The sequence below is a fragment of the Azohydromonas sediminis genome (assembly GCF_003574675.1).
In the GTDB taxonomy this organism is placed as follows: Bacteria; Pseudomonadota; Gammaproteobacteria; order Burkholderiales; family Burkholderiaceae_C; genus Calidifontimicrobium; species Calidifontimicrobium sediminis.
On sequence record NZ_QOAZ01000042.1, the window covers coordinates 1 to 25,993 of the forward strand.

The 25,993-nt window shown below is 72.5% G+C and carries 28 protein-coding genes and 1 tRNA gene; 17 read left to right on the forward strand and 12 right to left on the reverse strand.

Annotation, left to right across the window (positions count from 1 at the left end; all coding sequences use genetic code 11):
* Positions 1–120 precede the first annotated feature (120 nt).
* Positions 121–897, forward strand: a complete 777-nt coding sequence (locus tag DRV96_RS15945) for a metallophosphoesterase (protein ID WP_119292962.1) — start codon at positions 121–123, stop codon at positions 895–897.
* 93 nt (positions 898–990) lie between these two features.
* A complete protein-coding gene (locus tag DRV96_RS15950) occupies positions 991–1,413 on the forward strand; it encodes a universal stress protein (RefSeq protein WP_119292964.1) in 423 nt (140 codons plus the stop codon).
* A 36-nt stretch (positions 1,414–1,449) separates the two neighbouring features.
* Here the strand turns inward: DRV96_RS15950 and DRV96_RS15955 are convergent, their stop codons facing one another.
* Positions 1,450–2,058, reverse strand: a complete 609-nt coding sequence (locus tag DRV96_RS15955; RefSeq protein ID WP_119292966.1) for a TetR/AcrR family transcriptional regulator — start codon at positions 2,056–2,058, stop codon at positions 1,450–1,452.
* 92 nt (positions 2,059–2,150) lie between these two features.
* Complete coding sequence (locus DRV96_RS15960; RefSeq protein ID WP_119292968.1) at positions 2,151–2,345, reverse strand: hypothetical protein; 195 nt, start codon at positions 2,343–2,345, stop codon at positions 2,151–2,153.
* A gap of 216 nt (positions 2,346–2,561) precedes the next feature.
* Here DRV96_RS15960 and DRV96_RS15965 point away from each other — a divergent pair, with 216 nt between their 5' ends.
* Positions 2,562–2,780, forward strand: coding sequence for a hypothetical protein (locus DRV96_RS15965; RefSeq protein ID WP_119292970.1), 219 nt, complete (start codon positions 2,562–2,564; stop codon positions 2,778–2,780).
* On the opposite strand, the gene DRV96_RS15970 is transcribed toward DRV96_RS15965, so the two are convergent.
* Positions 2,754–3,704, reverse strand: a complete 951-nt coding sequence (locus tag DRV96_RS15970; protein WP_119292972.1) for a LysR family transcriptional regulator ArgP — start codon at positions 3,702–3,704, stop codon at positions 2,754–2,756. The genes DRV96_RS15965 and DRV96_RS15970 overlap by 27 nt on opposite strands.
* Before the next feature lie 97 nt (positions 3,705–3,801).
* On the opposite strand from DRV96_RS15970, the gene DRV96_RS15975 reads away from it, so the two are divergent.
* Positions 3,802–5,112, forward strand: a complete 1,311-nt coding sequence (locus tag DRV96_RS15975) for a D-amino acid dehydrogenase (protein ID WP_119292974.1) — start codon at positions 3,802–3,804, stop codon at positions 5,110–5,112.
* Positions 5,113–5,119: 7 nt separating this feature from the next.
* Here the strand turns inward: DRV96_RS15975 and DRV96_RS15980 are convergent, their stop codons facing one another.
* Entirely contained in the window at positions 5,120–5,740 is a 621-nt protein-coding gene (locus DRV96_RS15980) for a YecA/YgfB family protein (RefSeq protein ID WP_119292976.1), read from the reverse strand.
* 311 nt (positions 5,741–6,051) lie between these two features.
* Between DRV96_RS15980 and DRV96_RS15985 the strand changes: the two genes are divergently transcribed.
* Both DRV96_RS15985 and DRV96_RS15990 read left to right on the forward strand, forming a co-directional pair.
* Complete coding sequence (locus tag DRV96_RS15985) at positions 6,052–7,572, forward strand: CoA-acylating methylmalonate-semialdehyde dehydrogenase (RefSeq protein ID WP_119292978.1); 1,521 nt, start codon at positions 6,052–6,054, stop codon at positions 7,570–7,572.
* Positions 7,569–8,042: a DUF3237 domain-containing protein gene (locus DRV96_RS15990; protein WP_235823441.1), complete on the forward strand. Its 474-nt coding sequence runs from the start codon at positions 7,569–7,571 to the stop codon at positions 8,040–8,042. The genes DRV96_RS15985 and DRV96_RS15990 overlap by 4 nt, the downstream gene beginning before the upstream one ends.
* Before the next feature lie 7 nt (positions 8,043–8,049).
* Here DRV96_RS15990 and DRV96_RS15995 read toward each other — a convergent pair whose 3' ends face one another.
* Genes DRV96_RS15995 through DRV96_RS16010 form a run of 4 tightly spaced genes read right to left on the reverse strand, consistent with a single transcriptional unit; the run spans position 8,050 to position 11,443 of the window.
* The gene (locus DRV96_RS15995) at positions 8,050–8,595 is read right to left on the reverse strand and encodes a TlpA family protein disulfide reductase (RefSeq protein WP_119292981.1); all 546 of its coding nucleotides are present in this window, start codon (positions 8,593–8,595) and stop codon (positions 8,050–8,052) included.
* Positions 8,596–8,618: 23 nt separating this feature from the next.
* The gene (locus tag DRV96_RS16000; protein ID WP_119292983.1) at positions 8,619–9,446 is read right to left on the reverse strand and encodes an ABC transporter permease; all 828 of its coding nucleotides are present in this window, start codon (positions 9,444–9,446) and stop codon (positions 8,619–8,621) included.
* A 21-nt stretch (positions 9,447–9,467) separates the two neighbouring features.
* Positions 9,468–10,379 (reverse strand): ABC transporter ATP-binding protein, encoded by a 912-nt coding sequence (locus DRV96_RS16005; RefSeq protein ID WP_119293015.1) that lies wholly within the window; start codon positions 10,377–10,379, stop codon positions 9,468–9,470.
* Positions 10,380–10,414: 35 nt separating this feature from the next.
* On the reverse strand, positions 10,415–11,443 hold the full coding sequence (locus DRV96_RS16010; protein ID WP_119292985.1) for an ABC transporter substrate-binding protein: 1,029 nt from the start codon (positions 11,441–11,443) through the stop codon (positions 10,415–10,417).
* A gap of 107 nt (positions 11,444–11,550) precedes the next feature.
* Here DRV96_RS16010 and DRV96_RS16015 point away from each other — a divergent pair, with 107 nt between their 5' ends.
* Positions 11,551–12,309: an SDR family oxidoreductase gene (locus DRV96_RS16015; RefSeq protein WP_119292987.1), complete on the forward strand. Its 759-nt coding sequence runs from the start codon at positions 11,551–11,553 to the stop codon at positions 12,307–12,309.
* On the opposite strand, the gene DRV96_RS16020 is transcribed toward DRV96_RS16015, so the two are convergent.
* The 3 genes from DRV96_RS16020 to DRV96_RS16030 all read right to left on the reverse strand — a co-directional run bounded on the left by DRV96_RS16020 (position 12,293) and on the right by DRV96_RS16030 (position 15,609).
* Positions 12,293–13,390, reverse strand: a complete 1,098-nt coding sequence (locus tag DRV96_RS16020) for a patatin-like phospholipase family protein (protein WP_119292989.1) — start codon at positions 13,388–13,390, stop codon at positions 12,293–12,295. The two genes, DRV96_RS16015 and DRV96_RS16020, sit on opposite strands and share 17 nt — an antisense overlap.
* A 60-nt stretch (positions 13,391–13,450) precedes the next feature.
* A tRNA-Arg gene (locus DRV96_RS16025) sits at positions 13,451–13,527 on the reverse strand.
* 84 nt (positions 13,528–13,611) lie between these two features.
* On the reverse strand, positions 13,612–15,609 hold the full coding sequence (locus DRV96_RS16030) for a monovalent cation:proton antiporter family protein (RefSeq protein ID WP_119293017.1): 1,998 nt from the start codon (positions 15,607–15,609) through the stop codon (positions 13,612–13,614).
* Between the two features lie 92 nt (positions 15,610–15,701).
* Between DRV96_RS16030 and DRV96_RS16035 the strand changes: the two genes are divergently transcribed.
* From DRV96_RS16035 to DRV96_RS16065, 7 genes are read left to right on the forward strand one after another with little or no spacing between them, the layout of a single operon-like run.
* Entirely contained in the window at positions 15,702–16,691 is a 990-nt protein-coding gene (locus DRV96_RS16035) for a KpsF/GutQ family sugar-phosphate isomerase (RefSeq protein ID WP_119292992.1), read from the forward strand.
* Positions 16,691–17,260, forward strand: coding sequence for a KdsC family phosphatase (locus tag DRV96_RS16040; protein ID WP_119292994.1), 570 nt, complete (start codon positions 16,691–16,693; stop codon positions 17,258–17,260). The genes DRV96_RS16035 and DRV96_RS16040 overlap by 1 nt, the downstream gene beginning before the upstream one ends.
* Entirely contained in the window at positions 17,260–17,907 is a 648-nt protein-coding gene (lptC, locus tag DRV96_RS16045; protein WP_119292996.1) for an LPS export ABC transporter periplasmic protein LptC, read from the forward strand. The genes DRV96_RS16040 and lptC overlap by 1 nt, the downstream gene beginning before the upstream one ends.
* Positions 17,904–18,683, forward strand: a complete 780-nt coding sequence (locus DRV96_RS16050) for an SDR family oxidoreductase (protein WP_119292998.1) — start codon at positions 17,904–17,906, stop codon at positions 18,681–18,683. The genes lptC and DRV96_RS16050 overlap by 4 nt, the downstream gene beginning before the upstream one ends.
* Before the next feature lie 60 nt (positions 18,684–18,743).
* Positions 18,744–19,886: a metal-dependent hydrolase gene (locus DRV96_RS16055; RefSeq protein WP_119293000.1), complete on the forward strand. Its 1,143-nt coding sequence runs from the start codon at positions 18,744–18,746 to the stop codon at positions 19,884–19,886.
* Between the two features lie 37 nt (positions 19,887–19,923).
* Positions 19,924–20,904 carry a sodium-dependent bicarbonate transport family permease gene (locus DRV96_RS16060; protein WP_119293002.1) on the forward strand — a complete coding sequence of 327 codons (981 nt, stop codon included), beginning with the start codon at positions 19,924–19,926 and terminating at the stop codon, positions 20,902–20,904.
* The gene (locus DRV96_RS16065; protein WP_119293004.1) at positions 20,901–21,212 is read left to right on the forward strand and encodes a P-II family nitrogen regulator; all 312 of its coding nucleotides are present in this window, start codon (positions 20,901–20,903) and stop codon (positions 21,210–21,212) included. The genes DRV96_RS16060 and DRV96_RS16065 overlap by 4 nt, the downstream gene beginning before the upstream one ends.
* A gap of 102 nt (positions 21,213–21,314) precedes the next feature.
* On the opposite strand, the gene DRV96_RS16070 is transcribed toward DRV96_RS16065, so the two are convergent.
* Positions 21,315–21,770, reverse strand: coding sequence for an RNA recognition motif domain-containing protein (locus DRV96_RS16070; protein ID WP_119293006.1), 456 nt, complete (start codon positions 21,768–21,770; stop codon positions 21,315–21,317).
* A 532-nt stretch (positions 21,771–22,302) separates the two neighbouring features.
* Here DRV96_RS16070 and DRV96_RS16075 point away from each other — a divergent pair.
* The 3 genes from DRV96_RS16075 to DRV96_RS16085 all read left to right on the forward strand — a co-directional run bounded on the left by DRV96_RS16075 (position 22,303) and on the right by DRV96_RS16085 (position 25,789).
* Entirely contained in the window at positions 22,303–23,064 is a 762-nt protein-coding gene (locus DRV96_RS16075; protein ID WP_119293009.1) for a sulfite exporter TauE/SafE family protein, read from the forward strand.
* A 55-nt stretch (positions 23,065–23,119) separates the two neighbouring features.
* Positions 23,120–23,938, forward strand: coding sequence for an HDOD domain-containing protein (locus tag DRV96_RS16080; protein ID WP_119293019.1), 819 nt, complete (start codon positions 23,120–23,122; stop codon positions 23,936–23,938).
* A 156-nt stretch (positions 23,939–24,094) separates the two neighbouring features.
* Positions 24,095–25,789 (forward strand): AMP-binding protein, encoded by a 1,695-nt coding sequence (locus tag DRV96_RS16085; protein ID WP_119293011.1) that lies wholly within the window; start codon positions 24,095–24,097, stop codon positions 25,787–25,789.
* The last annotated feature ends 204 nt before the right edge of the window (positions 25,790–25,993 follow it).

Sequence of the window (25,993 nt, forward strand, 5' to 3'; positions counted from 1 at the left end):
ACCCGCGCAGCAGCGCCGCGTGACGTTCGTTCCTCTGGCCCTGACGCCAACCCGACGGGCGTCTGCGGCGATCAATTGCCTCTCAGCCTCTGAGGCCGGGCGCGCGCCCGGCTGCGCGCGATGCGCATCCAGCTGCTGTCGGACCTGCACCTCGAGAGCGAAGCCTTCGACCCGCAGCCGGCGCCGGGCGCCGACTTGCTGGTGCTGGCCGGCGACATCGACAGCACCTGGCTCGGCCACGAGCGCTTCGCCGGCTGGCCGGTGCCGGTCGTCGTCGTCGCCGGCAACCACGAGTTCGACGGCCGCGACCTCGAGACGGCGTGGCCGGCGCTGCGCGAGCGCTGCGCCGCCCTCGGCCTGACGCTGGTCGAGCGCGAGACCTGGCGCTGGACCGCGCCCGACGGCACGCGGCTGCGCCTGCTCGCCACGGTGCGCTGGAGCGATTTCGACGTCTTCGGCCCGAAGGAGCGCGAGCGCTGCGTGCGCGCCGCGACCTACTTCGCCAACGTGATGCGTGCGCGCCGGCACGGCGCGCTGTTCGACGCGACGGCGGTGCGCCGTGAGGCGCTCGCGTGCCGGCGCTGGCTCGCGTACGCACTGGCCGAGCCGCCGCAGCCGGGCGAGCGCACCGTCGTCGTCACGCACTTCGCGCCGAGCCTGCGCAGCCTCGACCCGCGCTACGGCATGCAGCCGTCGACGGCGAGCTTCTGCAACGCCGACGACGCCCTGATGCGCGGCGTCGACCTGTGGATCCACGGGCACGTGCACCGGCGCTTCGACTACCTCGTCACGCACGCCGACGCGGCGCCGACGCGCGTCGTGTCGAATGCCCGCGGCATTGGCGTCAAGGGCGAGTGCGAGGACTTCGACGGGCAGCGGCTGATCGACCTCGCCTGACCGGCACGCGGCAGCGCCCCACCGGTGCGGCGCCGTGTCACACTGCGGGCCGCCGCAGAAGTCCCCCGAACCACTCAGCGAGGAGCCCACGCCATGAAGATCCTGGTCGCCGTCGACGGCAGCCCGTACACGAAGCGCATGCTCGCCTACCTGGCCGCGCACGACGAATGGCTCGGACCGACGCAGCAGTACACGCTGATCCACACCGTGCCCGCGGTGCCGCCGCGTGCGGCCGCCGTCCTCGACCGCGACGTGCTGAAGTCGTACTACGAGGAAGAAGCCGAGAAGGTGTTCCGGCCGATCCGCGCCTTCTTCAAGAAGCAGGGCATCGAAGCGACGTTCGTCTACAAGGTCGGCCACGCGGCCGACACGATCGCCGCGATGGCCGAGAAGGGCCGCTTCGACCTGCTGATGATGGGTTCGCACGGCCACGGCACGATCGCGAACCTGGTGATGGGTTCGGTCGCGACAAAGGTGCTGGCCAACTGCAAGACGCCGGTGCTGCTGGTGCGCTGAGGGCGTGCACGTGCGCCGGCGTGCGCGCCGGCGCACTCAGCGCGCGTTCAAGCCGTCGAAGCAGGTGCTCAGGACGAGCTCGACGATGCGCTCGTCGTCGTACTGGCCGGTGCTCTTGAGCAGCGAGACGACCGGATCGCACGCGCGCGCGTACAGCGTGTAGAGCACGACCTCGGGCGGCAGCCGCGGGTCGATGTCGCCGTCGCGCTGGGCCTGCACGATCGTCTCGCCGATGCGCTCGCTGACGTCGCTCAGGCTGTCGAGGTACTCGCGGTGCTGCAGCAGCGCGGTGCGCAGCGTCGAGTTCTGTGCCGGCAGCGACGGCATCTCGCCGGCCAGCTGCAACTGCATCGCCCAGCGCGTGATCGCGCGCAGGCGGTCGGCCGCTTTCGGCAGCGCACGCACCGCGTCGCTGTCGAGGAACGCCCGCGCGCGGTGCAGCACGCGCACCATCGCCGCTGCGGCGAGCTCCTCCTTCGACGGGAAGTGCTTGTACAGGCTGGCCTTGGCGATGCCGACTTCGGCCGCGACCTCGTCGACCGTCATCGCCTCGAAACCTTTCTCGGCCAGCAGCCGATTGACGGCCGCGACGATCGCGTCTTCGCGCGCTTGCAGCATCTGCTGCCGGAATGACACCCGAGCCATCGCGCGATTGTAACCGGTGAGGTCACAATGCGACCTTGCGCGTGCCGATTCAGACGCGGAGTCTGTGCAGCGACTGCCGCGTCTTCGGCCAATCAGCGCCGGCGGGCGCGCGCCCACCACGCGCGCCGCGGCGCGGGGGCCGGGCGCACCGGTTCCGTCGCCAGCGGCGGCAGGGTCATCTCGAGCCCGAAGGCCGTCCCCATCTCGGCGGCATCGGGGACGCCGGGCGCCGCGCGCCGTGCGCGCAGCTTCTGCCACCAGGCGGTGCTCGGGGTCGGCTGCGGCATCGGGGCCTCCTTGCGCGGAAACGGGTGGATCCTTGCCGTGAAGTGTCAGGCGTAACGTGGCGTTTCGGCGGCCGGATCAGGGCGCCGGCTGCGCCACAGTTCACGCGACGCAGTGCCGCGGGTCGCGCGATGTCGTGCCAATCGCACAAGCCGCCCGCGTGCGCAGCCGGCACGCACCGTGCATCGCCCCCTCGCCTTCACCCTGCTGCACGACCAATGGGCCGCCGCGCGCTCACCACGCTGACCTGGCTGACCGTCGCCGCGGCGGTGGCGAGCGCGCTATGGCTCGCGCTCGGCGGTGCGGGTGCGACGCGCGACGGCCTGGTGCCGCTGGTGCTCGGTCGCCCGGTGCCACTGGCGCCCGACGCGGCACCCGCCACGCCCGTGGTGCCGGCGTCGCCGCGCGGTTCAGGCCGTGCCGGCTCCAGGGACTGACCCTGCCGCGCCGAGCGCCGCCAGCGCGCCGCGCTCGAGCGCCGTGCCGATGCGATCGAGCAGGCTCGGTGCGCCGGCCGCATCGGCCGCGCCGAACTGCCACTGGTGCCAGTACAGCGCCACCGGCACCGTGACGGCCGGCGCGATCGCCACCAGCGCGCCGCGCGCGACGGCGTCGCGCACCTGGATCCATGGCGCGACGCCCACACCCCAGCCCATCACGGCGGCGCACACGTAGGCCTCGCTCGACGGCACGTAGCGCTCCTGCAGCCGCGGCGCCGCGACGCCGAACGCGCGCGATACCCACTGCGCTTGCATGTCGTCCTTGCGGTTGAAGACGAGGAACGGCACGCGCGCGAAGTTGTCGCGCGCGAGGCCGCGCGGCAGGTGCGCGCGCACGAACGCGGGGCTCGCGACCGCGGTGTAGTGCATCACGCCCAGCGGCCGCAGCGCGCAACCGCGCAGCGCCTCGCTGACCGTCGTCACGCAGCCGAGCACCGCCCCCTGACGCAGCCACTCGTGCGTGAAGTCCTGGTCGTCGACGACGAGTTCGAGGCCGTACCCCTCGCGCAGCCCGGCCTGCACGACGTCGTCGAGCGCCGGCAGCACCCAGGTCGCGAGGCTGTCGGCGTTGACGGCGATCGGCAGCCGCGCACCGGCCGCGGCGGCACCCAGTTCACGCGCCATGTCGGCGCGCAGCGCGTGCCACTGCCGCGCGAAGCGCAGCAGCACCTTGCCGGCCGCGGTCAGCGCCAGCGGGCGCGAGCGCACGACCAGCGGTTGCCCGACCTGCGCCTCGAGCGCGCGCAGCCGCTGCGACACCGCCGACTGCGTGATCGCCAGCCGCGCCGCCGCCTTGTCGAAGCTGCCCTCGTCGGCCAGCGCCGCGAGGCAGTCGAGGCTGGCCGGGTCGATGTCGCGCACATTAGCGATGCTAATACAAAGTGATATTCATGAATAAATGAAAATTCTCCGGCGGCCCCTCCCAGAATCGGCGTCCACGCGACCATTGGAGCCCGCGATGAAAGTGATCGTCCTCGGCGCCGGCATCATCGGCGTCAGCACCGCCTGGCACCTGCTCGACGAAGGGCACGAGGTGACCGTCGTCGACCGCCAGGACGACGCCGCGCTCGAGACCAGCTTCGCCAACGGCGCGCAGATCTCGGTGAGCTTCTGCGAACCGTGGGCGAACGCCGAGGCGCCGCTGAGAGTCGCGAAGTGGCTGTTGCGCGACGACTCGCCGCTGCTGTTCCGCCCGCGGCTCGACCCGCACCAGTGGCGCTGGGGGCTGAGCTTCCTCACGCAGTGCACCGACGCCGCGTTCGAGCGCAACGTCGCGCAGCTCGTCGCGCTCGGCCGCTACAGCCACGAGGCACTGAAGGCGCTGGTCGCGCGCACCGGCATCGAGTACCACCGCCTCGAGCGCGGCATCCTGCACTTCTTCTCGACGCCGGCCGAATTCGACGCCGGCGCCGCCGCCGCCGAGCTGATGCGCCGCCACGGCGTCGACCGCCGCGTGCTCACGCGCGACGAGGTGCTGAAGGTCGAACCGGCGCTGGCCGCCTTCGGCGCGCGCATCGCCGGCGGCACCTACACGCCGAGCGACGAGAGCGGCGACGCGCGCGTGTTCACGCAACAGCTTGCGCGGCTGTGCGCGCAGCGTGGCGCGACCTTCCTCTACGGCCACGACGTGCTCGGCTTCGAGCCGTCCGGCGGCCGCGTCGCCGGCGTGCGCGTGCGCGACCGCGCGACGCGACGTGTGCGCACGCTCACCGCCGACCACTACGTCGCCGCGATGGGGTCGTTCACCGCGCCGCTGCTGCGCCCGCTTGGCGAGTGCCTGAACGTCTACCCGGCCAAGGGCTACTCGGCGACGCTGCGGCTCAAGCACCCCGACCGCGCGAGCACCGTGAGCCTGCTCGACGACTCGCGCAAGGTCGCAATCTCGCGCCTGGGCGACGAGGTGCGCATCGCGGGCACCGCCGAAATGGCCGGCTACGACACCTCGCTCGACAGCCCGACCGCGCGCGTGCGCTGCCAGGCGCTCGTCAGGCGCTACGACGAGCTGTTCCCCGGCGTCGCCGACACGAGCGCGCCGCGCTTCTGGGCCGGCCTGCGGCCGAGCACGCCGACCAACATCCCCTACATCGGCCGCAGCCGCATCGCCAACCTGTGGCTCAACACCGGGCACGGCACGCTCGGCTGGACGCACGGCGCCGGCTCGGGCCGGGCGCTGGCGCTGCTGATGAGCGGCAAGCGGCCCGATGTCGCGTTCGGCTTCTGCGGCGACGTGCCGGCGCGCACGCGCCGGGCGGTGCCGGTGGCCGCCTGAGTGGTACTCAGCGCCGGCGGGTGCGCTTCGCGGCAGGCCGGCGCGGCTCGGAACGCGGGCGCGACACGTCGGCCAGCCGCAGCGTGCTGTTGACCAGCCCCTCGACCGCCTCGGCGAGGTCGCGCGGCGGCTCGAGCGTCTCGATCTCGGCGAGCAGCTCGTCGGCGTCTTCGAGGTCATCGGGGTCGAGGTGCTGATACAGCACGGCCAGCGGCTCGGTCAGCGCCGCGCCGTCGAGCGCCATCAACGCCGGGAAGTGAGCCATCGCCAATGCGAAACCGGCGACCCACGGCAGCACCGTCTGCGACGGCGTCGCGTCGTCGTCGAGCTCGTAGACCCACGGGTCGAACCAGTTGCGCCGCGCGATCGCGCGGTCGAGTTCGGCGTGTCGGCGCCGCACCAGAGTGTGCACTCGCTCGAGCGACAGGCCTTGCGGCGGCTCGCGTCCCTCGCTGTCGTGCACGAAGCGCAGCCACTGCGCGGCGGGCACCGGCCGCGGCTGCAGCAGCACGCCGGCGAGGTAGCCGTCGAGCATCGTCACGTCCAGCGGCTCGAGCGGCGGCGGCAGCGCGTCGAGCCGGCGTTGCAGCTCGTCGATCTCGGCATCGGACAACGGTGGGGCGTCCATCGCCACATTGTCGGTGCAGCGTGCCGCCCGGCGGGCGACAGCTGCCGTTCGGCGGCTACCCGTGCTCGCGGGGTGGCTGGGACGGCTCGTCGGCCCTTACATTGCGTCACGTTTCGTGTGCCGCCGCACGCGCGGCGGCCGAGCTCCGGTCCCAACGACGTCCTCACCCGAGGACTTGACAGCCCGCCCTCCCGGCGGGCTCTTTTTTTGCCGGACCCGCAGCGGCGATGGGCCGCGCCGGGTGCCCGGCCCGCCTTCGGTCTAGACTGCCAACTCCTCCGTATCGAACGAGTCAGCGAGAGCCAGCCGCCATGGGTGCCCCCGAAGCCTTCACCGCCACCTCCGACGTCGGTCACTGGATCGGTGGCCGCACCGTGCCCGGCCGCGCCGCGCGCCGCCAGGATGTGTTCAACCCCGCCACCGGCCGCGTCGCGCGCCAGGTGCTGCTCGGCGACGCCGACGACGTGCGCGCCGCCGTCGCCGCGGCGCAGGCCGCGTTCCCGGCCTGGGCCGACACGCCGCCGATCCGGCGTGCGCGCGTGCTCAACGCCTTCCTCGCGCTGCTCAACCAGCACCGCGACACGCTGGCGGCGATGATCACCGCCGAACACGGCAAGGTGTTCACCGACGCGCAGGGCGAGGTCACGCGCGGCATCGAGATCGTAGAGTTCGCCTGCGGCGCGCCGCAGCTGCTCAAGGGCGACTACACCGACCAGGTCTCGACCGGCATCGACAACTGGACGCTGCGCCAGCCGCTGGGTGTGGTGGCCGGCATCACGCCGTTCAACTTCCCGTGCATGGTGCCGATGTGGATGTTCCCGCTCGCGCTGGCGTGCGGCAACGCGTTCATCCTCAAGCCCAGCGAGCGCGACCCGAGCCCGAGCCTGTTCATGGCCGAGCTGCTGCAGCAGGCCGGGCTGCCTGACGGCGTGTTCAATGTCGTACAGGGCGACAAGGTCGTCGTCGACGCGCTGCTCGAGCACCCCGACGTGAAGGCGGTGTCGTTCGTCGGCTCGACGCCGATCGCGCAGTACATCTACGAAACCGGCGCACGCCACGGCAAGCGCGTGCAGGCGCTCGGCGGCGCGAAGAACCACATGGTCGTGATGCCCGACGCCGACCTCGACCAGGCCGTCGACGCACTCATCGGCAGCGCCTACGGCTCGGCCGGCGAGCGCTGCATGGCGATCAGCGTCGCGGTGCTGGTCGGCGACGTGGGCGAGCGCATCATGCCGAAGCTCGCCGAGCGCGCGAAGGCGCTGAAGGTCAAGAACGGCATGGAGCTCGACGCCGAGATGGGGCCCATCGTCACCCGTCAGGCGCTCGAGCGCATCGAGGGCTACATCGAGCTCGGCGTGAAAGAGGGTGCGACGCTCGTCGTCGACGGCCGCGGACTGAAGGTGCCGGGGCACGAGGGCGGCTTCTTCACCGGCGGCACGCTGTTCGACCACGTGACGCCGGCGATGCGCATCTACAAGGAAGAGATCTTCGGCCCGGTGCTGTCGTGCGTGCGCGCGAAGGACTTCGCCGAGGCGCTGCAGCTCGTCAACGACCACGAGTACGGCAACGGTGTCGCGGTGTTCACGAGCGACGGCAACGTCGCGCGCGAGTTCGCACGCCGCGTGCAGGCGGGCATGGTCGGCGTCAACGTGCCGATCCCGGTGCCGATGGCGTGGCATGGCTTCGGCGGCTGGAAGAAGAGCCTGTTCGGCGACATGCACGCCTACGGCGAGGAAGGCGTGCGCTTCTACACCAAGCAAAAGAGCGTGATGCAGCGCTGGGCGGCGTCGATCGGCAAAGGCGCCGAGTTCACGATGCCGACCGCGAAGTGAGCGCCACGCTGCCCCCGCCGCCGTCGCTGGTGCCGATGGCGCGCATCACCTGCGACGTCGACGCGCTCGTCAGCCTCGGCGCCGGCCCCTACGGCGAGCGGCGCGTCGTGCCGCTGGGCGGCGGCACCGTCGAGGGTCCGGAGCTCAACGGCACGATCGTCGAAGGCGGCGCCGACTGGCAGGTCGCGCGCGCCGACGGTGCGCTCGACATCGCCGCGCACTACGTGCTGCGGCTTGCCGACGGCGCGCTGGTCGAGGTGCAGAGCACCGGCCTGCGCCACGGCCCGCCCGAGGTCATGGCACGCCTGGCCGCCGGCGAGGCGGTGCGGCCCGACGAGTACGTGTTCCGCACCGTGATGCGCTTCACCACCGGTCATCCGGCGTGGCTGCACCTGAACAAGACGATCGCGATCGCCGTCGGCCAGCGCGAGGCGCGGCGCGTGATCCTCGACGTGTACCGGCTGACCTGACGCGGCGTCAGCCGAGGTGCCGCGCCAGCGCCTCGACGTCCTCGGGGAACAGCTGCCCGGACTCGGCCTGCACGACCTTGCCGTCGCGGCCGAGCACGATCGTGATCGGCAGGCCCTTCGGCTTGGGCAGCGCCTTGTGGAACTCGGGCGTCACCAGCGCCGTCGGGAAGTCATAGCCGTGCTTGCGCAGGTACGCGCGCGCGTCGTCGGCCTTGCGGTCGATCGACAGCGTCAGCATCGCGAGACCCCGCGAGCGCTGCGCGTGCCACAGCTTGGCGACGTGCGGCGTCACGAGCGCGCAAAACGGGCACCAGCTGGCCCACCAGTACAGCACCAGCACGCGGCCGCGCACCTGCTCGGGCTCGAAGCGCGTGCCGTCGAGCAAGTCGACCGCCGGCACCGCGAGCGCGGTGCCGACGGCGGGCAGCGGCGGCGCGGCCTTTTCGCGCGCGGCGACCTCGGCCGCCGACGGTGGCGCGGCCTGCGCGCTCAGCCGCAAAGGCACCGCGGCCGCGCCGGCGGCGGCGAGCAGGGTTCGGCGGGCGACGGGCATGATGGCACCTTCAGGCGCACAGCCTACAGCTTCTCGGTCTCGCCCGTCTTCGGCTGCCACTTCATCAACCGCCGTTCGATGCGCCCGACCAGCGCGTCGAGCACGAGCGCGAACGCGGTGAGCACGAGGATGCCGGCCATCACGGTGTTGATGTCGAACGTGCCCTCGGCCTGCAGGATCAGGTAGCCCACGCCCTGCGAGCTGCCGAGGTACTCGCCGACCACCGCGCCGACGAAGGCCAGGCCCACCGACGTGTGCAGCGAGCTGAACACCCAGCTCGTCGCGCTCGGCAGGTAGACGTGACGCAGCAGCTGCTTGCGCGTCGCACCCAGCATGCGCGCGTTGGCCAGCACCACCGGGCTCACTTCCCTGACGCCCTGGTAGACGTTGAAGAACACGATGAAGAACACCAGCGTGACGCCGAGTGCGACCTTGCTCGCGATGCCCAGCCCGAACCACACGGCGAAGATCGGCGCCAGGATGATGCGTGGCATCGAGTTGGCGGCCTTGATGTAGGGCTCGAGGATCGCGCTGGCCATCGGGCTGAGCGCCAGCCAAAGCCCAGCCGCCAGCCCGGTGACGGCGCCGATGCCGAACGCCAGCAGCGTCTCGACCAGCGTGACCCACAGGTGGCGGTAGATGTCGGCGTCGGTGACGAACCAGGCCCAGATGCGCGCGAAGATCTTGAGCGGCTCGCCGAAGAAGAACGCCGCCTGCCGATCGTTCTCGAACATGAACGGCGGCACCAGCCCCGGCGTCGTCATGAGGTGCCAGAACGCGAACACCGCCGCGAGCAGGCCCACCTGCCACAGGCGCAGCGTCTTCGGGGTCGGCTGGAGGTGCTTCCACATGGCGCGGCGGTCGCGGGCGGCTCAGGCCGCCTTCTTCAGCTGCTGTTCGTAACCCTTGAGCACCTCCTCGCGCAGCACGGCCCATATCGCGGCGTGCAGCTCGAGGAACCGCGGCGTGACCTTGACCTCGGCGACGTCGCGCGGGCGCGGGATGTCGATCGCGAACTCGCCGATCGGCCGCGACGCGGGCCCCGCCGACATCACGACGACGCGGTCGCTCATCGCGATCGCCTCGTCGAGGTCGTGCGTGATAAACAAGACGGCCTTCCGAGCGCGTGAGCCCCCGGCCGCTGCGCGGCCGCCCCCCGCGGGGGGCGGCGGCGCGCCTGGGGCGGCCCGGCGCTCGCCGCCGTCGCCGGCCCACAGCGCGAGCACCTCGTTTTCCATCAGCTGGCGCGTCTGGATGTCGAGCGCCGAGAACGGCTCGTCCATCAGGATGATGTCGGGGTCGAGCGCCAGCGTCTGCGCCAGGCTCGTGCGCTTGCGCATGCCACCCGAGAGCTGGTGCGGGTAGCGGTCGCCGAAGCCGCCGAGGCCGACGCGGCGCAGCCAGTCCTCGGCGATGGCCTTCGCGTCGGGGGCGCCGCGGAACTCGAGGCCGGCCATCACGTTGCCGAGCGCCGTGCGCCACGGCATCAGGCTGTCGGCCTGGAACATATAGCCGGCGCGCGTGTTGATGCCGTCGGGAAACGCCACGCGGTCATCGAGCCGCTGGCCGAACACCTTGACGCTGCCGGTGCTCGGCGCGAGCAGCCCGGCGGCGACGTTGAGCAGCGTGCTTTTGCCGCAGCCGGTGGGGCCGACGACGCTGACGAACTCGCCCGCGCCCACCGTCAGGTCGACGTCGGCCACGGCGGTGTAGCGCTGGCCGGGGTCGTCCTTGCTGACGAAGGTGCACGACACGCCGGCGAGCTCGAGCGCCGGCGGCGAGATCAGCACGCTCACGTCGGCTCCCGCCCGCGGCCGATTCAGCCCTTCGGGTACTTCGCGTTGGCCTTCCTGACGAAGTCGTTCGTGTAGACGGCCTTCAGGTCGAGCTTGGCCTCGCCGATCTTCGGGTCGACGCTGGCCAGCGCGCGCAGCGCGGTGTCGGGGCCCTTGTCGGGGATCGTGCCGTCGGGCGACAGCGCCTTCTTCGCGGCGAGGAAGGCGTCGATGTAGACCGCGCGGTCGCCGAGCAGGTAGCTCTCGGGCACCACCTTGATGATGTCGCCGGGGCCGGCCTGCTGGATCCACTTGTCGGCGCGCACGATCGCGTTGGCCATCGCCTGTGCCGTGTTCGGGTTCTTGTCGAGGAAGGCCTGCGGCGCGTACAGGCAGCCGGCGGGCATCGGCCCGCCGAACACGCGCTCGGCCTCCTTCGGGTCGCGCGTGTCGGAGACGATCTTCAGGTTGCCGCCGCGCTGCAGCAGCGTGATCACCGGGTCGAGGTTGCTGATGGCGTCGATCTGGCCGCTGGTCATCGCCGCGACCGCGCCCTGGCTCGCGCCGACGCCGATGATGGCCACGTCGCTAGGCTTGAGCCCCGCCCTCGCGAGCAGGAAGTTGACCATCACGTTGGTCGAGCTGCCCGGCGCGGTGACGCCGATCTTCTTGCCCTTGAGGTCGGCGATCGTCTTGAAGTCGGCCATCGTCTTCGGGTTGACGCCGAGCACGATCTGCGGCGCCAGCCCCTGCAGCACGAAGGCGCGCATGAACTGGCCCTTGGCCTGCATGTTGACGGTGTGCTCGAACGCGCCCGAGACGACGTCGGCGCTGCCGCCCACGACCGCCTGCAGCGCGCGCGCGCCGCCGGCGAAGTCGACGATGCTGATGTCCAGCCCCTCGTCCTTGAAGTAGCCGAGCTGCTCGGCCACCGTCAGCGGCAGGTAATAGAGCAGGTTCTTGCCGCCGACTGCGATCGTCGCCTTGGGCTTCTCGAGTGCCTGCGCGCGCAGCACGGCCGGCGCGGCCAGCGTCGCGGCACCGGCAATGAGGACGTGACGACGATGCAGCATGCGGGTCTCCTTGCGGGTGTCGGGTTGCGCGTACGGCGCGAGCCCGTGACTGTACCGAAGGCCCGCATGCGCGAGCCTCGGGGCCGCCCCGGGGCTATGCTCGCACGATGAACGCCCTGGCCCCCCGCGTCCTGATCGTCACCGGTGCCGGCCGCGGCATCGGCGCGGCCACCGCGCGCCGTGCCGCGCGTGCCGGATGGGACGTCGTCGTCAACGCGCGGCGCGACGCCGCCGCGGCCGAGGCCGTCGCTGCCGACGTGCGCGCCGCCGGCCGCCGCGCGCTCGTCGTGATCGCCGACGTGGCCACCGAGGCCGGCGTCTTGGCGCTGTTCGACGCCGCCGACCGTGAGTTCGGCGCGCTGCACGGGCTGGTCAACAACGCCGGCGTCGTCGACGTCGCGCAGCGCGTCGAGCAGATGAGCGAGGCGCGCCTGCAGCGCATGTTCACGACCAACGTCGTCGGCCCGTTCCTGTGCGCGCGCGAGGCCGTGCGGCGCATGAGCACGCGCCACGGCGGCGCGGGCGGCGCGATCGTCAACGTCGGCAGCGCGGCGTCGCGGCTGGGCTCGCCGAACCAGTACGTCGACTACGCGGCGAGCAAGGCCGCGATCGACACCTTCACGAAGGGCCTCTCGCTCGAGGTGGCCGCCGAGGGCATCCGCGTCAACGCGGTGCGCCCCGGCATCATCGACACCGGGATCCACGCCAGCGGCGGCCAGCCCGACCGTGCGCGCGAACTCGCGCCCAGCGTGCCGATGCAGCGCGCCGGCAGCGCCGACGAGGTGGCCGCGGCCATCGTCTGGCTGCTCGGCGACGACGCCACCTACGTGACCGGCGCCGTCGTCGACGTCAGCGGCGGGCGCTGACGTCGCCCTTGCCGCCGGCGCCGCCGTCGGCGCCGAGCTCGTCGGGGTGCAGGTACTCGGCGAGCAGGTCCACCGTCGCGTGCCGGCCCAGGTGCGTGAAGCGCTCGCGCAGCCACTCGTCGGCCGCGGCATGGCCCTGGCGGTGCAGCGCCAGCAGGTGCTGCCACGGCGACTCGAACGGCTGCGGCGCGTCGAGCCCGTCGAGCCGCTCGCCGCCCTCGATGCGGTGCAGCCGCAGCGCGTCGGCCTTGCGGAACAGCGGCGAGCGGCACTGCGCGCCGGCCACGCCCTCGTCGTGCATCAGCCGACGCAGGATCGCCAGCGAGCGCAGCTCCTTGACGAGGCTGCCGTGGAACGTGATCTCGTTGACGCGGTCGAGGATCGCGGCCGGCCCCTCGGGCAGCGCCTTGCGCCGCTCGGGGTGCACCTGCACCAGCATCAGGTCCAGCGTCGGCGACTCGGCCAGCAGCGGCAGCAGCGGCGGGTTGCCCATGTAGCCGCCGTCCCAGTACGCCTCGCCGTCGATGACGACCGACGGGAACAGCATCGGCAGGCACGCCGACGCGAGCACCGCGTCGGCCGTGAGCTCCGGCCCGCGGAAGACGCGCAGCCGCCCGGTCTGCACGTGCGTCGCGCCGACGAACAGCTGGATGTCGCGGCAGCGGCGCACCGCGTCGAAGTCCACCGTGTCGGCCAGCACGGCGCGCAGCGGGTTGCCGTCGTCGGCCGCGGCCACCGGCGCGAACCAGCGGCTGGCCATCTCCCACGCCGCATGCAGCGGCGGCGGCGCGGCGAGCATCGCCGCCGGGTTGGCGCCCATCCAGCCCTCGGCCCAGCGCGCGAGGTGCATGCCCTCGGCCACGCGTGCCCAGAAGCGGCGCAGCGACTCGCGCGCGCCGCGCCGCCCGTCGGCCACCCAGCCCGCGGCCAGCGCCACCGCGTTCATCGCGCCGGCGCTGGTGCCGCTGACGGCGGCGATGCGGATGCGCTCGTCGTCGAGCAGCCGGTCGAGCACGCCCCACGTGAACGCGCCATGCGAGCCGCCGCCTTGCAGCGCGAGGTCGAGGGGGCGGGTGGTCATGGCGACTGACACGCCGGCGACGCGGCGGCAGGCGTCGCACGACGTGTGGCGAGATTGGCTTGGCGCGCCCGAGACGGTTCGAACGTCCGACCCCTGCCTTCGGAGGGCAGTACTCTATCCAGCTGAGCTACGGGCGCGTGAGGCACTGATTGTACCGGCGGGCCCCGTTGCACGCCCCGGCCGGGCTGGCGTGATCGGCGCTGCACGCCGCCGGCGCGCCCTCAGCCGCGCAGCAGTTTCTGCTCGGCCAGCGCCAGCGTCTCGGGGCGGCCGGCGAGCACCAGCGTGTCGCCGGCGCCGAGGACGTGGCCGTCGTCGGCGGCGACGACCTGGCCCGACGCCAGCCGCACCGAAACCACCTGCACGCCGATCGCCTCGAGCGCGAGTTCGCCGATGCGGCGCCCGAGGCTCGCCGCGGCGGCGGGCAGGTTCAGCGTGTGCAGCCGCGGCTGCTGCAGCTCGTCGACGGTGTCGTCGTCGGCGCCGTGGAAGTAGCCGCGCAGCAGGCTGTAGCGCGCGTCGCGCGCGTCGCGCGCGAGGCGGATCACGCGGCGCATCGGCACGCCCACCAGCGCCAGTGTGTGGCTGGCCAGCATCAGCGAGCCCTCGATCGCTTCGGGCACCACCTCGGTCGCGCCGGCGGCGCGCAGCGTCTCGAGGTCGCTGTCGTCGATCGTGCGCACCAGCACCGGCACGTGCGGTGCGTGCTCGCGCACCAGCGCGAGGATGCGCAGCGCCGACGGCGTGTCGTGGTAGCTGACGACCACCGCACTCGCGCGCGCGAGGCCCGCGGCCATCAGGCTGCGCAGCTTGGCCGCGTCGCCGAAGACGACGCTGTGGCCGGCGGCAGCAGCTTGGCGCACGCGGTCGGGGTCGAGGTCGAGCGCCATGTAGGGGATGCCCTCCTTGTCGAGCAGCCGCGCCAGGTTCTGCCCGCTGCGCCCGTAGCCGCAGATGATCACGTGCGCCTCGGTCTGGATCGCCTTCTTCGCGATGCTGGTCAGCTGCACCGACTGCATCAGCCATTCGGAGCCGACGAGCCGCATCACGATGCGGTCGGCCCACATCACGATGAACGGCGTGGCCAGCATCGACAGCACCATGCTCGCCAGCACCGGGCTGACCCACTGCGGGTCGATCAGCCGCTGGTCGGCGCCGAGCGTCAGCAGCACGAAGCCGAACTCGCCGGCCTGCGCCAGGTACAGCCCCGTGCGCAGCGCGACGCCGGGCGGCGCGCGGAACAGCCACGCCAGCGCGGCCACCAGCGCCGCCTTGGCCAGCACCGGCAGCGTCGTCAGCAGCAGCACGAGGCCCCACTGGTCGAGCACCGGACGCCAGTCGAGCTTCATGCCGATCGTGATGAAGAACAGCCCGAGCAGCACGTCGTGGAACGGGCGGATGTCGGTCTCGACCTGGTGCTTGTATTCGGTCTCGGCCACCAGCATGCCGGCGACGAACGCGCCGAGTGCCAGGCTCAGCCCGGCGTGCTCGGTCAGCCACGCCAAGCCCAGCGTGATCAGCAGCAGGTTGAGGATGAACAGCTCCTCGCTCTTGCGCCGCGCCACCAGCGTGAGCCACCAGCGCATGACCTTCTGGCCGCCGGTCAGCAGCAGCGCGAGCAGCGCGCCGGCCTTGAGCACCGCCAGGCCGATCGCCATCACCAGCCGCTCGGGCTCGGCGTTGAGCGCCGGGATCAGCACGAGCAGCGGCACGACGGCGAGGTCCTGGAACAGCAGCACGCCCATCACGCGGCGGCCGTGTTCGCTCTCGAGCTCGAGCCGCTCGGCGAGCAGCTTGGCGACGATGGCGGTGCTCGACATCGCCATCGCGCCGCCGAGCACGACGGCGCCCTGCCAGCCGAGCTGCCACGGCGTGGTGGTGAACGAGTAGATCCACCACAGCAGCACGTGGCCGGCGAGCGTGCCCAGTATCGTCAGCACGACCTGGCTCATGCCCAGCCCGAACACCAGCGTGCGCATGCTGCGCAGCTTGGGCAGGTTGAACTCGAGCCCGATGACGAACATCAGGAACACGACGCCGAACTCGGCGAGGTAGCGCACGCCGGCCGAGTCCTTGGCCAGCGCCAGCGCGTTGGGGCCGATGACGACGCCGACCACCAGGTAGCCGAGCATCGGCGGCAGCTTCAGCGAGCGGCAGACGACGACCCCGGCCACGGCGGCGACGAGGTACAGCAACACGAGGTCGAGCGTGGTGGCCATGCGATGCGCGTCGGTGCCGCCGGCATGGGGCGACACCTAGAATGCCGCGATCGTAAGTGAGCGCCGCGTCGCCTTGCGGCCGCCCCCGCACCATGCCCACCGCCCCCACCGTCGACGCCACCCGCGTGCTGCAGCTGGCCGCGCGCACGCTCGACATCGAGGCCGCCGCGCTGGCCGGCGTCAAGGCGAGGCTGGGACCGCCGTTCGTGCAGGCGGTGCAGGCGATGCTGGCCTGCCGCGGGCGCGTCGTCGTGATGGGCATGGGCAAGAGCGGCCACGTCGGGCGCAAGATCGCCGCGACGCTGGCCTCCACCGGCACGCCGGCGATGTTCGTCCACCCGGCCGAGGCCAGCCACGGCGACCTCGGCATGGTCACGCCGCACGACGTCGTGCTGGCGATCTCCAACTCGGGCGAGAGCGACGAGCTCAACGTCATCGTGCCGCTGCTGCACCGTCAGGGCGTGACGCTGATCGCGATGACGGGCCGCGCCGACTCGACGCTGGCGCGCCACGCGAGCATCGTGCTGTCGAGCGCGGTCGAGCAGGAGGCCTGCCCGCTGAACCTGGCGCCCACCGCGAGCACGACGGCGCAGATCGCGCTCGGCGACGCGCTGGCGGTGGCGCTGCTCGACGCGCGCGGCTTCAAGGAGGACGACTTCGCACGCTCGCACCCCGGCGGCGCGCTCGGCCGGCGGCTGCTCGTGCATGTCGGCGACCTGATGCGCACCGGCGACGCGCTGCCGCGCGTGCGCCCCGACACCCCGTTCACCGACCTGCTGCACGAGATGTCGCGCAAGGGGCTGGGCTTTGCCGCCGTCGTCGACGACGACGACCGCGTGCAGGGCATCTTCACCGACGGCGACCTGCGCCGCCTGATCGAGAAGGGCGGCGACCTGCGCGGGCTGCTGGCCGGCGAGGTGATGCACGCGCGTCCGCGCACCGTCGCCGCCGACGCGCTGGCCGTCGACGCGGCGGCGCTGATGGAGCAGCACCGCATCACGAGCGTGCTGGTCGTCGACGGCGACGGGCGGCTGGTCGGCGCGCTCAACACCAACGACCTGATGCGCGCGAAGGTGATCTGATGACGGCGCTGCGGTTCGCGCCCGAGCTGCTGCTGAAGGCGCAGGGGCCCGGGCTGGGCATGAAGGCCGCGATCTTCGACGTCGATGGCGTGCTCACCGACGGCACGCTGTACGTGGGCGAGGCCGGCGAGACGCTGAAGGCCTTCCACGTGCTCGACGGCCACGGGCTCAAGCTGCTCGCGCGCGCCGGCATCGAGCCCGTCGTCGTCACCGGGCGCGACTCGCCCGCGGTGCGCCGGCGCGTCGCCGACCTCGGGCTGCAACACGCCGTGTTCGGCGCTGCCGACAAGCTCGCCGCCGCCGACGAGGTGCGCGTGCGCCTCGCGCTCGACTGGAGCGAGGTCGCCGCGATCGGCGACGACTGGCCCGACCTGCCGCTGCTCGCGCGCGCCGGCTTCTCGTGCGCGCCGCCGAACGCGCACGCCGAGGTGCGCGCCGTGGTGCACCACGTGACCGCCGCCGCCGGCGGGCACGGTGCGGCGCGCGAGTTCTGCGACCTGCTGCTGATGGCCGGCGGCCACTACGCGCGGCTGCTGCACGGGCACCTGACGACGCTCGACGCGCGCTGATGCTGCCGTCCCCGCAGCCCCGCACCGCCGCCGCGCTGCCGAGGCAGCCCTGGCACTGGCGGCTGCGCGAGTGGGTGGGCGCGTACCTGCCGCTGCTGCTGATGGCCGTGCTCGCGCTGGGCACCTGGTGGCTGGTGCGCAGCACGCCGGTGCCCGAGCCGCCGCGCGAGTTGGCGCCGCCGTCGGGCGAGCCCGACTACACGATGGAGCGCTTCCTGCTGCAGCGCTTCGACGCCGACGGCCGGCTGCGCGTGCGCATCGAGGGCCAGAGGCTGCGCCACTTCGTCCCCGGCGACACGATCGAGATCGACGACGTGCGCGTGCGCGCGCTGGCCGACGACGGCAGCCTGACGCTGGCCAGCGCCAGGCAGGCGCTCACCGACGGCAAGGGCCACGAGGTGCAGCTGCGCGGCGGCGCGCACGTGACCTACACGCCGGCCGACGGCAGCGCGCCGGTCGAGTTCCACGGCGAGTTCCTGCACGCCTTCGTCGAGGCCCAGCAGCTGCGCTCGGACCAGCCGGTGACGCTGACGCAGGGGCGCAGCCGCATCGACGCGGCCGGCCTCGAGGTCGACCAGCGCGCGCAGACGGTGCGCCTGACGGGCCCGCTGCGCGCGACGCTCGAGCCGCAGCGGCTGGCGCGATGAAGACCGCGCCGCTGGTCTTCATCACCGGTGCGTCGAGCGGCATCGGCCAGGCGCTCGCGCTGCGCTACGCGCAGGCCGGCTGGCGCCTGGCGCTGGTCGCGCGCCGCGGCGCGCAGCTCGAGGCGTGGGCGCGCGAGCAGGGTCTGGACGCCGCGCGCTGCGCCGTCTATGCCGCCGACGTGCAGCAGCTCGACGCGATCGGGCGCGCCGCGCGCGAGTGCATCGCACGCCAGGGGCTGCCCGACGTCGTGATCGCCAACGCCGGCATCAGCGTCGGCATGGACACCGCCGAGCGCGAAGACCTCGACGTGATGCGCGACACGCTCGAGGTCAACCTGCTCGGCGTCGCGGCGACGTTCCAGCCCTTCCTCGCTCCGATGCGCGAACGCCGCGCGGGCACGCTGGTGGGCATCGCCAGCGTCGCCGCGATCCGCGGCCTGCCCGGTCACGGCGCGTACTGCGCGAGCAAGGCCGGCGTCGTCGCGTATTGCGAGAGCCTGCGCGTCGAGTGCCGGCCGTACGGCGTGCGCGTCGTCACGCTGCTGCCGGGCTTCGTCGCGACACCGCTGACGGCGCGCAACCGCTACGCGATGCCGTTCCTGCTGAGCGCGGCGCAGTTCGCCGAGCGCGCGTACCGCGCGATCGGCGCGGGCGTGTCGTACCGCGTGATCCCGTGGCAGATGGCGATCGTCGCCAAGCTGCTGCGCGTGCTGCCCAACGCGTGGTTCGACCGCCTGATGCGCGGGCGTGCACGCAAGCGCCGGCGCCACGAATGACGAGCCCGCGAATGACCCGCCACCGGCACGCCGGCGCGCGAAGCGGCATGCTCGCGCCCCATGGACACGCTGACCCACGCCCTGTCGGGCGCGCTGCTCGCGCGTGCGATCTGCGTGCGCACGCCGGCACTGGCGCCCGTCGCGCCGCTGACGGCACCGGCGGTGGGGCGCTTCAGCGCGCCGTGGGACGGGCGCGCCGGGGCGCTGGCGCCGTGGCAGGCGGTCGTCGTGGGCACGGTGGCGGCAGCGTTTCCGGACATCGACTTCGTCGTCGGCTGGGCCGGCGAGATGGCCTACCTGCGGCACCACCGCGGCGTCACGCACTCGCTGCTGCTCGCGCCGCTGTGGGCGGCGCTGCTGGCGTGGATCATGAGCCGCTGGTTCGCGCTGACACGCGCGCAGGCCGGCGGCTGGAAGAGCCTGTACGTGATCGCGCTCGCGTCGATCGCGATCCACATCGCCGGCGACTGGATCACGCAGTTCGGCACGATGCTGCTCGCGCCGCTGTCGGACGCGCGCTTCGGGCTCGGGGCGATGTTCATCATCGACCTGGTGTTCAGCGGCGTGCTGATCGCCGCGCTGCTGGCCGCCGCCGTGTTCCCGCGCCGGCGCTGGCCGGCGGTGGCGGGGCTCGCGCTGGCGTGCGGCTGGGTCGCGCTGGCGTGGGACGCGCGCGGCGACGCGATCGCCGAGGGCCACCGCCACGCCCAGCGTGCCGGCATCACGGCCGTCGAGGTCGAGGCGATGCCGCGGCCGGCGTCGCCGTTCAACTGGACGGTCGCGGTGTTCGACGGCGAGCGCTACCACGTCGCGCACCTGAACACGCGGCGCACCGAGCTGCTGGTGGCCACCGCCGACGACCACTTCATCCGCCGCTTCTCGGCGCCGTACCAGCCGGTGGCGCTGGCGAAGTGGCAAGTGCTGCCGCGCTTCGGCCAGGGCAGCGACGCCGATTGGGTGCGCGAGGCCTGGCAGCACGAGGCGCTGGCCACCTACCGCTGGTTCGCCACCACGCCGGTGCTCGTCAAGACCCTCGAGCGCAAGGGTGGCGACGGCGGGGTCGAGCGCTGCGCCGTGTTCGGCGACCTGCGCTTCGGCTTTCCTGGGCGCGACGAGGCGCCGTTTCGCTATGGCGTGTGCCTGAACGGCGATCGCGCGGCGACGCTGGTCAAGCTGGCGCTGGGCCAGTTGCTGCCGGTGTGACGGCCGCTGCGACCGCCGGCGCGCACAGGGGGCGCGCGTGATCGACGTCGTCGTCCTGTTCTTCCTGCTCGGCGTGTTCGCGCGCCTGGTCGGCAGCGACCTGCGACTGCCCGAGGCGCTGTACGAGACGCTGTCGATCTACCTGCTGCTGGCCATCGGGCTCAAGGGCGGGCTCGAGCTCAGCCGCCAGCCTCTGGGCGACCTGCTGCCGCAGGTCGCGGCGTGCATGGCGCTGGGCTTCGCGATCCCGTTCCTGCTGTTCCCGGCGCTGCGTGCGCTGCGGCTGCCGGCGGTCGACGCCGCGGCAGTGGGTGCGCACTATGGCTCGGTCAGCGTCGTCACGTTCGCGGTGGCCAGCGCCGCACTGGGGCGCGCCGGGCGCGAGGCCGAGAGCCACGCGGCGCTGTGGGTGGCGGTGATGGAGGCGCCGGGCATCGTCGCCGGCATCCTGCTCGCGCGCTGGGCGCAGCGGCGCTCGACGGCCGCGACCGACCCCCCGCCCGCCCCCACGGCCGCCGTGGTGAGCGGCGGTGGCTGGGGCGCTCTCGCGCACGACGTGCTGTTCGGCAAGAGCGTGCTGCTGCTGGCCGGCGGGCTCGCGATCGGCGCCGTGGCCGGCGACGCCGGCGTCGCGCCGATCGCGGCCGTGTTCGTGACGCCGTTCAAGGGCGTGCTCGCGCTGTTCCTGCTCGAGCTCGGGCTGGTGGCCGGCGCGCGGCTGGCCGAAGTCAGGCGCTTCGGGCTAGCGGTGCTGGCCGTCGGGCTCGGCGCGCCGCCGTTGCTCGCGCTGCTCGGCGCCGCCGTCGGCGTGGCGCTCGGCCTGTCGACCGGCGGCGTCGCGATCGTCGCGACGCTGGCGGCCAGCGCGAGCTACATCGCCGCGCCGACCGCGATGCGCGTCGCGGTGCCGCAGGCCAACGCGGCGCTGTCGATCACCGCGGCGCTCGGCATCACGTTCCCGTTCAACGTCGTGATCGGCATCCCGCTGTACATCCGACTCGCCCAGGCCTGGACATGACCCCCACCGCCCGCCACCCGAAGACGCTGCTCGTGATCGTCGCCGAGGCGGCGATCGAGAAGGCCCTCGTGCGCGACGCACAGCGCCTCGGGGCGCAGGGGTGGACCGTCGGCGAGGTGCGCGGCGCCGGCGCCGAGGGCGTGCGCGAGGGCGCGTGGGAGGCCGACCGCACGATCGAGCTGAAGCTGATCTGCGAACCGGCGGTGGCCGACGCGATCGCCGACCACGTGCTCGCGACCTACGCGCCGCACTACGCGGTGGCGATGTACCTCAGCGACGTGCGCGTGCTCAGGCCGCAGCGGTATTGACCGCAGGCGCGGTGCGCGCCGGTTCGACGGCGGCGCGGCGCGCGGGCAATGAAAAAGGCACCGCGCTCGGCGGTGCCTTCGTCATCGCGCGGCGCGCTCGGCTCAGTAGCCGCCGCGGTCGCCCCCGCGGCCACCGCCGCCGTAGCCCCCGCGGCCACCACCGCCGCCGTAGCCACCCCCAGCGCCGCCACGGCCGTAGGGGCTGCGACCGCCGCCGCCACCCCCATAGCCACCACCGCCACCGTAGCCGCCACCCCCACCGCCACCGCCGTAGCCGCCACGGCCGCCGCCGTACCCGCCCGGGCGCTCTTCGCGCGGGCGCGCCTCGTTGACGACGACGGCGCGCCCCTCGAGGGGCTGGCCGTTCATGCCGTTGATCGCGGCCTGCGCCTCGGCATCGTTGCTCATTTCGACGAAGCCGAATCCCTTCGAGCGACCCGTCTCGCGATCCATCATGACCTTGGCCGACGTGACGGTGCCGAACTGCGAGAACGCTTGATTGAGCGATTCGTCGCGCACGCTGTAGGCGAGGTTGCCTACGTACAGCTTATTTCCCATGGGGAAGCCCTTTCGATCTCAGAAAAACCAGGTGGAGCTTCAACCCATCGTGAACGATTCAAGCGAAGGTGCCGCATCCAGACACAGGCCCGCTGATTATGGGTTCTGGGCACGTCGCTGCAATCGTCGGTGGGGGATTTGTGTTGTTTTGTCGTCCTGCGGGTTTCCCCTCGGTCCACGTGCCTGGCACGGGCAGCCAGCGGGTTGGGCACCGCGATCCCGTGATCGGATGTGAGCACAAGCTCTCGCAGGCGGGATCATCGTGCGTGGCGACGGCATCGGCCGCGACCGGGGTTAGCCCCGATGACCGCCATCGTGCGTCTGCCTAGACTCCCGCCACTCGCAGCACCGCCGCCCTGAGGGCAGGTGGTGCCTGGACGGAGGCCTGAGGAGACAGCACAACACCGAATCCTTCACCGTTTCGGTTCGCCACGGTCGCGCGATACTGCGCGCGAGTCGTGTCGTTGGATGGGCGCCGCACCGGTCGGCGCCTTTTTGTTGCCCTGTCCGCGTCGCCCGCCGTCCCGTTCGCATGATCGACCTGGCCCTCGTCGCCGGCGCGGCCGCGTTCGCCGGTTTCGTCGATGCCATCGTCGGCGGCGGCGGGCTGATCCTGGTGCCGGCGCTGTTCGCGCTGTACCCCGGCGCGGCGCCGGCGACGCTGCTGGGCACCAACAAGGGCGGCTCGGTGTGGGGCACGGCGTGGGCCACGGTGCAGTACGCGCGGCGCGTGACGCTGAACTGGCGCGCGCTGGCCCCCGCGGTGGCCGCCGCGCTGGCGGGCAGCCTCGCCGGGGCATGGTGTGTCACGCAGGTCGACGCCGAGGGCCTGAAGCGCGCACTGCCGTTCGTGCTCGCCGCCGTGTTCGCGTACACGCTGCGGCGCAAGGACCTCGGTCGCGTGCACGCGCCGCGGCTGACCGCGCGCGCCGAAACCGCGGCGGCCGTCACGATCGGCGCGCTCGTCGGCTTCTACGACGGCTTCTTCGGCCCCGGCACCGGCAGCTTCTTCGTGTTCCTGTTCGTGCGCGTCCTCGGCTACGACTTCCTGCACGCGTCGGCGAGCGCGAAGCTGCTGAACACGGCGACCAACGCGTCGGCGCTGGCGCTGTTCGCCGCCCAGGGACACGTGTGGTGGCACGTCGCGCTCGTGGCGGCGCTGGCCAACGTCGCCGGCAGCACGCTGGGCGCGCGGCTGGCGCTGCGCCATGGCGCCGGCTTCGTGCGCGGCGTGTTCATCGTCGTCGTCGGCGCACTGATCGTGAAGACCGGATACGACGCCTTTTTCCGCTGACCGCGACGCGGTGTCGCGCCTACGATCGGCGCCATCCCATCCTCTGGTGCGTGCCGTGCCCGTCGCCCGCGAACTGCGCAGCCTCGACATCGACATTCCCGCCCAGCCCGATGCGCTGGTCAAGCTGTCGCTGCTGCTGGCCGAGGAGGACGTCAATCTGCAGGCAGCGTCGGCGCTGATCGAATCGGACATGGCGCTGGCCGCCGCCGTCCTGAAGGCGGTCAACTCGTCGCTGTACGGGCTCAAGGGGCGGGTGCAGACGGTGCAGCAGGCCATCACCTACCTCGGCCTGCGCGAGGTGTCGGCGATCACGTTCGAAATGGGGCTGCGCGCCGCGTTCCCGCCCGCGCCCGAGCTCGAGCCGATCTGGCAGCGCGCGTCGCTGCGCGGCATGCTCATGGGGCGCATGGGCCAGCAGCTCGGCGTCGATGGCTGGGCCGCACACTCGGCGGGGCTGTTCGAGGAATGCGGCAAGGCGGTGCTGTTCCGCCACGCCCCCGAGCACTACCGCTCGATGCTGCGCGCCGCGAAGACCGACGTCGAGCTCGTCAGCCTCGAGCGCGCCGGCTTCGGCGTCAGCCACGAGGCGCTCGGTGCCGCGCTGTGCGAGAGCTGGGGACTGGCGGCGCCGGCGGTGGCCAGCGTGCGCCACCACGTCGACGTGCAGGCCGGCGGCGACATCCCGCCACAGGTCCAGCGCTCGGCGCTGCTGGCGCTGTCGGCCGTCGCCGCCGCGCTGATGACCGACCCCGGTCAGCTCGAAGCGACCGTGCAGCGCGTGATGCCGCAGGTGCCTCTCGACGAGACACTCGTGCTGCGCGCCGCACGCAAGGTGCAGGCACAGCTCGACGACGCGCGCGCACACGGGCGCTGACCGCCCGCCGGGCCGGCGCACGGCACGGCCTCGGCTAGAGGCCACTCCCTACGCCGCAGGCGGAAAAGCCCTTTGTCACGCTGGCGTTACGGTGGGCTAACCTTCGGGGCCCTTCGTACCGACGCCCGCCCGCGCCGATGCGGGCGCTCCACCACCATGACGACCCCGATCACCGACGACGCGCTGGCCCTGCAGCGCCTGTACCACTGGGAAGCGAACGCGCCCGACAAGGTGGCCTTCACGCAGCCGATGGGCGGCGGCGTCGTGCGCGACTACACGTGGCGCGAGGTCTGCGACCAGGCCCGCCGCATGGCCACGCACCTGCAGGGCCTGGGCGTGCAGCCCGGCGACCGCGTCGCGATCATCTCGAAGAACACCGCGCACTGGATGATGAGCGACTTCGCGATCTGGCTCGCGGGTGCCGTCTCGGTGCCGCTGTACCCGACGCTGGCGCCGACGACGATCGCGCAGATCCTCGAGCACTCGGGCTCGAAGGTGCTGTTCGTCGGCAAGCTCGACGGCTGGGAGCACATGAAGCCCGGCGTGCCGGCCGGCCTGCCGTGCATCAGCCACCCGCTGTCGCCCGACGACGCGAAGAAGAGCTACCCGCAGTGGGACGCGATCGTCGCCAAGGCCGCACCGCTGCAGGGCCATCCGGTGCGCGGCGCGGACGACCTGTCGACGATCATGTACACGTCGGGCACCACCGGCACGCCCAAGGGCGTGATGCACACTTTCGGCAACTTCGCGCGCGCCGTCTACCGCGGGCTCGAGCGCATCCCGCTGAACGACCGCTCGCGCATGCTCAGCTACCTGCCGCTGTCGCACGTCGTCGAGCGCGCGCTCGTCGAGCACGGTCAGCTCGCCACCGGCATGCGCGTCTACTTCGCCGAGAGCCTGGACACGTTCACGCAGGACCTGCAGCGCGCGCGGCCCACCGTGTTCTTCAGCGTCCCGCGGCTGTGGGTCAAGTTCCAGCGCGGCGTGCTGCACAAGATGCCGGAGAAGAAGCTCGAGCTGTTCCTGAAGATCCCGATCCTCAGCGGCATCGTGCGCAAGAAGATCCTCACGGCGCTGGGTCTGGACCAGTGCCAGTTCGCCGCCGCCGGCGCCGCGCCGATGCCGGTCGAGTTGCTGCAGTGGTACTCGCGCATCGGGCTGAACATCGCCGAGGGCTACGGCATGACCGAGAACATCGGCGCCAGCCACATCACGCTCGGCGACCCGGCCGACTTCGGCACGGTGGGCACGCCGTACCGCGACGTCGAGTGCCGCATCGCGCCCGACACCGGCGAGATCCAGGTGCGCTGCCCGTGGACGATGACGGGCTACTACAAGCAGCCCGAACTGACCGCCGAGACGATCACGCCCGACGGCTGGCTCAAGACCGGCGACAAGGGCACGATCGACGCCAAGAACCGGCTGCGCATCACCGGCCGGGTGAAGGACCTGTTCAAGACGAGCAAGGGCAAGTACGTCGCGCCGGCACCGATCGAGGACAAGCTCGTGATGCACGCCGCGATCGAGGCCTGCTGCGTGACCGGTGCCAACCTCGGCCAGCCGCTGGGCCTCGTGATGCTCAGCGCCGAGGCGGCGCAGCAGGCGGCCACGCCGGCCGGCAAGGCCGAACTCGAGGCATCGCTGGCCGAGCACCTGAAGGCCGTCAACGCGACGCTCGACCCGCACGAGCAGATGGACTGCCTCGTCGTGATGACCGAGGCGTGGACCGTCGACAACGACCTGATCACGCCGACCTTCAAGGTCAAGCGCAACAAGATCGAGGACGCGTTCGCGGCCCAGTACGCGCGCTGGGAGAGCGCCGGCAAACCGGTGGTGTGGCACACGCGCTGACGCGCGCGCCGGTCAGCCTAAATCCGGCAGTTACCCCGTCGCTGGCAGGCCAGCCGCGGGTCGTGGTGGGCCGACGATCGGGGCTATGCGGTCGCTGACGTAGCGCAGCAGGCAGCCCCAGCGGTCGAGGTCCTTGAACTGCTCCGCAGCTGACCGAACGTGCTGCAAGGCCGCGCCGATGTTGGCGATCAGCCGCTTGAGCAT